This is a genomic window from Companilactobacillus huachuanensis, assembly GCF_005404815.1.
GTDB lineage: Bacteria > Bacillota > Bacilli > Lactobacillales > Lactobacillaceae > Companilactobacillus > Companilactobacillus huachuanensis.
Genome location: NZ_BJDF01000005.1, coordinates 109,673 through 115,672 on the forward strand (window position 1 = coordinate 109,673; position 6,000 = coordinate 115,672).

General features: G+C 35.9%; 7 protein-coding genes. 4 read left to right on the forward strand and 3 right to left on the reverse strand.

What is annotated here, in order from left to right; translation table 11 throughout:
• Positions 1-2 precede the first annotated feature (2 nt).
• The 3 genes from FFM71_RS04275 (at position 3) to FFM71_RS04285 (ending at position 2,728) form a co-directional block, all read left to right on the forward strand.
• Positions 3-980 carry an ROK family protein gene (locus tag FFM71_RS04275; RefSeq protein WP_171000467.1) on the forward strand — a complete coding sequence of 326 codons (978 nt, stop codon included), beginning with the start codon at positions 3-5 and terminating at the stop codon, positions 978-980.
• A 63-nt stretch (positions 981-1,043) separates the two neighbouring features.
• Entirely contained in the window at positions 1,044-1,853 is an 810-nt protein-coding gene (locus tag FFM71_RS04280) for a Cof-type HAD-IIB family hydrolase (RefSeq protein WP_171000471.1), read from the forward strand.
• Positions 1,854-1,933: 80 nt separating this feature from the next.
• Positions 1,934-2,728: a Cof-type HAD-IIB family hydrolase gene (locus FFM71_RS04285; protein ID WP_137610953.1), complete on the forward strand. Its 795-nt coding sequence runs from the start codon at positions 1,934-1,936 to the stop codon at positions 2,726-2,728.
• A 151-nt stretch (positions 2,729-2,879) separates the two neighbouring features.
• Here FFM71_RS04285 and FFM71_RS04290 read toward each other — a convergent pair whose 3' ends face one another.
• The 3 genes from FFM71_RS04290 to FFM71_RS04300 are packed head-to-tail and all read right to left on the reverse strand — an operon-like array spanning position 2,880 to position 4,814.
• Positions 2,880-3,590, reverse strand: coding sequence for a DNA alkylation repair protein (locus FFM71_RS04290; RefSeq protein ID WP_171000468.1), 711 nt, complete (start codon positions 3,588-3,590; stop codon positions 2,880-2,882).
• A 35-nt stretch (positions 3,591-3,625) separates the two neighbouring features.
• Positions 3,626-4,234 (reverse strand): sugar O-acetyltransferase, encoded by a 609-nt coding sequence (locus tag FFM71_RS04295; RefSeq protein ID WP_137610955.1) that lies wholly within the window; start codon positions 4,232-4,234, stop codon positions 3,626-3,628.
• Positions 4,235-4,244: 10 nt separating this feature from the next.
• Positions 4,245-4,814, reverse strand: coding sequence for a cob(I)yrinic acid a,c-diamide adenosyltransferase (locus FFM71_RS04300; protein WP_137610956.1), 570 nt, complete (start codon positions 4,812-4,814; stop codon positions 4,245-4,247).
• A gap of 132 nt (positions 4,815-4,946) precedes the next feature.
• Between FFM71_RS04300 and FFM71_RS04305 the strand changes: the two genes are divergently transcribed.
• Entirely contained in the window at positions 4,947-5,666 is a 720-nt protein-coding gene (locus FFM71_RS04305) for an MIP/aquaporin family protein (RefSeq protein WP_137610957.1), read from the forward strand.
• Positions 5,667-6,000: the final 334 nt, after the last annotated feature.

The window sequence follows — 6,000 nt, forward strand, 5'->3', positions numbered from 1 at the left end:
TTTTGAAAACAGGTATACACTTATCTGCCCGCCAACAAAATTTACAAGCTATTCTTGATTTGCTGGATGAAAATGAACAACTTTCAGCCAAGGAATTATCAGCCTTAACTGGTTTAAGTATTGTTAGTATTAATAAATTATTAGGAATTCTCCTTTTAAATACCGCCATTATTACCACTGACTACATCAATACCCGAGGCCGCCGTGCTAAAATATATCGTTTGAACTATGACGCATATCAGCTAGGAATTGTTTCTTTGGTCGAAAATGGCTCAGATATTAAAGCCACATATTTTTTAACTAACCTAAAAGGTGAAATTTTGCAAAAAGAATTCAATAATCAACCGATTACCTCAGTTGATCAATTGACTAAATTCATTAAACTACAAGTGACCACTCATAAACCAGAGAAAATCATCATTGGAGTTCCCGGGGCTGAGTTAAACGGCTATCTCCAGATCAGTGATGTAAAATCACTACAAGGTATCAATTTGTCACTGGCAATTGAGACTGCAACCGATATTAAAACCGTTGTCGTTAATGATGCTAATGCTAGTACTTTTGGTGCAGCAATTGAATTAAATGAAAGCCAAAATATTGCTGTTGGCATGTACTTCCCAAATAATTTTGAACCTGGAGTTGGCATTGTCATTAATAATCACTTAATAAACGGCGCTGATGGTCTGGCTGGTGAAATCGAATATAGCAATATCAATCATGACACTACTCTATCTCAACAAATTATTCAGCATATTCAAAATATTATTAGCTTCCTTAATCCAAATTTGATTATCGTTTATGCCAAAAAAACGCAGCTTTCAAACTTACAAACTGATCAAATAAAACAGACCATTCAACGAGTATTGCCATTACATGAAAAATATCGAATCGACTTTGAACGTAATTTTGAAAACGATTATCGTACTGGCTTAGCAACTATTGGTCGACACAAAATCCTAAATGATTTAATCACTGATTGAAACCGCTTTATCAATTTGGTACAATAGCCCTATCTTAATTAATTAAGTTTAAAAAGGGAGCCGATTATGATTAAATTGATTGCATTGGATATTGATCAAACATTGTTAAATTCACAAAGTAAAATTACCAAGGATACTAAAATAGCGTTACAAAGGGCTCTCCAAGAGGGCATCAAGATTGTTCTCTGCTCCGGTCGTCCTTTAGCTGGGGTCAGCCCATTCCTCAAGGAATTGGGTGTTTCTGGCGATGAACAATACGTTATTACTTATAATGGTGCTTTAATTGAAACAGTTTCTGGAAAAATTATCTCTAAGCAAATATTAACCAACGCTGATTACCGACGCATTGTTAAATATGTTGAAGCACACGACATGCAATACTATGTTTTAGACGATAACAGTAACGTTTATACATCAAACCATGATATTAACCGTATCGCCGTTGTTCAAGCTTGGGAAAATAGTGCCGGTATCTTTGTCAGAACACCTGATGAATTGCCAGCCGACTTCGAAATTCCTAAGGCTGCAATCGTTGGAGAAAAAGAAACTCTAGATGGCTTTGAGAAACAATTGAAACAAGAATTTTCAAACGACTACTATGTTGTACGTGCAGCCGACAACTTCCTAGAAGTGATGCATCAAAACGTTAACAAAGGTAGCGGTCTAACACAATTAACTGAACTTTTGAATATCAAACCGGAAGAAGTCATGGCATTCGGAGACGAACAAAATGATTTGCCAATGTTTAAATTTGCTGGGACTGCCGTTTGTATGGGAAATGGATCAGATTTAGCAAAAGAAAACGCCGATTACGTCACTGATACAAACGATAATGATGGAATTGCCAAAGCATTGGATAAATTTATTTTTTAAATGCAAAAAGCAGTTGCTTCATTTACACATTTCCAGATACAATCAGCAATATAATGTTTTGAAACTGAAAGGAATTTACTATGACAATTAAGTTAGTTGCAACGGATATGGACGGAACTTTTTTAACTGACGATAAACATTTTGATGTCGAACGTTTTCGTCGCGTCTACGATTACATGACAAAAAACGATATCACTTTTGTTTCCGCCAGTGGTAATCAATATTATCAGTTAAAAAATTTCTTCAGCGAATTCCCCAAGACCCTTTTTGTAGCTGAAAATGGTGCTCTTGTTGGTAGTCATGATGAAATTTATAAGACCGATACTTTTACCGCGGACGTAATTGCTAAGACAATCAGAGTCCTCAATAGTCTCGATGATGTTCAATCAATTATGTGTGGCGAGAAATCCGCTTATATCGAAAAGAATGTAACTCCAGAATTTTATAAAACCAGTAAATTCTATTTTCCAGAAATCACTAGTGTTGATAAATTAGAAGACGTCAATGATGGCGTGTTGAAATTTTCAATCAGTTGCCCTATGGATGAAACTGAAGCCTACATGGAAAAATTATCGGATATGATTGGTCTAGAAGTTTCAGTTGTTACAAGTGGTCATGGTGATATTGACGTTATTCGCGCCGACGTCAACAAGGCTACTGGATTAGATTATTTGTCAGAAAAGTTGCATATTCAACCAGATGAAATGTGTGCTTTTGGCGATGGTGGCAATGATTTAGAAATGTTACGTTATGTTGGACACGGCGTTGCTATGAAAAATGCTTCACCAATCGTTCACCAAACTGCTCCGTTTGAAACTGTGGATAACAATCAACAAGGTGTTATTCAGCATTTGGAAGAATTATTTGAATTATGAGTATTCTCTGACTTGTCAATTAATAAAAAATCTTAAAATTAATTATTAAAATTTGAATGCGAAAAAAAAAAGAGACACCGTAATCCAAAATAGGATTATGGTGTCTCTTTTTTTTAATGACTGAAAGTTAACCATTTTGTTCCAAGGCATTCTATAACAAAGACGCTAAAACATCTTTTTCTTCATTTGTCGTATGTCGCAGTGACTTGATTCTTCTAACCGTTAATTTGGAAACTTTTGATTTGGGTTCATGCTTAATTATTTGATAAATTTTATCCTGATCATACGGAAACACTGCTGCATACAACCAAGTCTGCGCCATTTGAACGTAATAATCGTCACTGGAAATATTGGTAGTTAAATCGAGCATCTCATTTCGATATTCAGCAGTATTATAGAATTTCAATAGAAATACTAAACCACTCCGTTGCAACCAAGGATTATCACTATTCAAATACTCTTTGATTTTAGTCATAAATTCTGGCAAGAATTTTTGAACTTGCTTAAAATGAACCACCATATCGCAGGTTGCCCATGAATTTGATTTTCCCAAATACGCATCACAATAATCTTCAAATGCCGGTAGTGACAATTTCAAATTGCTGAGTACGAATCCTTGAATAATTACAACTTCATAATTTTCAATTCCCGCCATTTCCATGAAAGCATCTGGAGAGCCTTGACTGATTTCTTTACCAATCTTTTTTAACTCACCCATGGAAATTCCCAGCACGTTATATGCTGTTGGTACGATTTTAACTGCACGCTCGCGATATTTCTGGTCGCTGAGACTTTCCAATTCCATTAAAAATTTTTGATAATCATCATTTGACCAAGATAATTTTTTCAGATCCATCAGCATCAAAGACACCTCCATCAAATCTAGTTATTCAGAAATTAATTTTCGTAATAACGTTGTTTTTCCAATTCCCAATACTTCTTATCCTCATCATTAATTTCACGCAAAACTTTACATGGATTACCAACTGCAATTACATTGTCTGGAATATTCTTCGTAACAATAGCGCCAGAACCGATTATGACGTTATTGCCAATCGTTACGCCAGGGTTGATAACAACATTTCCACCGACCCAAACATCATTTCCAATTGTAACTGGTTTACCGTACTCGAAGGATTCTCCACGAATGGCAGCATCAATCGGATGACCTGCTGTATATATTCCTACTCGTGGTCCAAAAAAGACGTTATTGCCAATCTTAACATTAGCGATATCCAGAATAATACATTCATAATTAGTGTAAAAATTATCGCCAACCTCAGTATTACAGCCATAATCTGTGTAAAATGGTGGTTCTAGATACACACCTTTACCACTCTTTTTGAACAAATTTTTGATGATTCTTTGACGTTCCTCAGGTTGATTTTCAGTCGTATGATTATATTCTCGGACTAATTCTTTGGCCTTCTTAAAATCCTTACGCAATTCGGGATCGTGAGCAATATATAAATCGCCTGCTAACATTTTTTCTTTTTCTGAGCGCATAAAGTTTCTCCTATCTAAAAACTGGTTTACTGTTACGATATTGAATATCTTCAACGCCATCTAGTACATTGCTGTAACGAGCGGCAGCAAAGAAATAATCTGATAAACGATTGATAAATTTCAAGACAAAATCATTGATTGGCTCTTCTTGCATTAATCCAACAATTTCTCTTTCAGCACGTCTGGTAACTGTGCGTGCCATATGTAAATTAGCAGCGGTTTTGGATCCTCCAGGTAAAATGAACTTCTGGATTTTTGGTGTTTTATCAGTATACTCATCAATCTTCTTCTCCAACCAATCAACTGAACCATTGTCATCCTTGAAGATAAATTCATGTTTCTTATCTGTTGGAGAAATTGCTAAATCAGTTCCACAATCAAATAGTAACTGTTGAATTTCTTCTAATTCTTCCTTCAATACGATAGTTTTATCGGATAAATTAGCAATCACAACACCAACTAGAGAATTCAATTCATCAATTGTTCCATATGAATTGATTCTAGGAGCTGATTTATATAACACATCATTTCCAATAATTCTGGTCTGGCCTTTATCGCCAGTTCTGGTATAAATTTTCATTTTTAATATTCCTCATACAATCTGTCTACTTAAAATAGCGCTTTCACAACGTAAATTCATAGCGTTATGCCTGGTAGCTATGTATAATAATAGCATGTAAGCGTAGTCATGTGAATTTATGGAGGGAAATCTATGCAAGATAGTTTAACATTACAATTACTCGGTGAGTTCATCGGAACCCTAGTTTTAATTTTACTTGGTGATGGGGTCGTTGCCGCCGTTAGTTTAAAGAAATCAAAGGCCGAGGGGGCTGGCTGGATTGCCATTGCCTTAGGTTGGGGATTAGCTGTTACATTAGGAATTTATTGTTCAGCATTTTTAAGTCCTGCTCATTTAAATCCGGCCGTAACTTTAGGTATGGCAATTGCCGGGGTCTTCCCTTGGTCATCAGTCATTCCTTATATCATTGCTCAAACATTAGGAGCAATCGTTGGGGCAACCATCGTTTGGCTTAATTATTACCCACATTGGCAAGAAACTGACGACCCAGCAACTATTCTAGGAGTATTCGCCACAGGACCTGCCATTAGAAATTATTTCTTCAACTTCTTAAGTGAATTTATCGGAACATTTGTCTTAGTATTTGCTCTATTAGCATTTACACGTGGTAAATTCACCTCAGGATTAAATCCAATTGTAGTCGGATTGTTAATCACAGCAATCGGTTTTTCACTTGGTGGAACGACCGGTTATGCCATTAATCCTGCCAGAGATTTGGGGCCAAGAATTGCCCATCAAATCCTACCTATTGCTAACAAAGGTAAATCTGACTGGGCATACAGTTGGGTTCCTATCTTTGGACCACTAGCTGGTGGTGCCGTTGCAGCATTTGCCTACTTGTTGATTCCGTAAAAAGATTGACCAAACATGGTCAAATTTTGAGTATTAAAGTAAATAAGAGCTTGAGTCCAAATACGGATTCGGGCTCTTATTTGGTTTTAAAAAAAATACTTTGCTACACGTTTACGTTTCATATTTAACATCAATAACTGAATGTTAAACGATGAATAAATGTAATAAATTATCAACTAGCACCATGCGTTAAATAATTAGAAGTCTTCGTTTTATTATTACTGCCAATTAAAAAAACTAGTTGGAAGAGCTGAGAGTATTCAATTGCAGCGAAAGTGGCGTTATTGCTTCAGCAATTACACCACCGGACGTGTTGAAGACTCGCGGGTTTTGC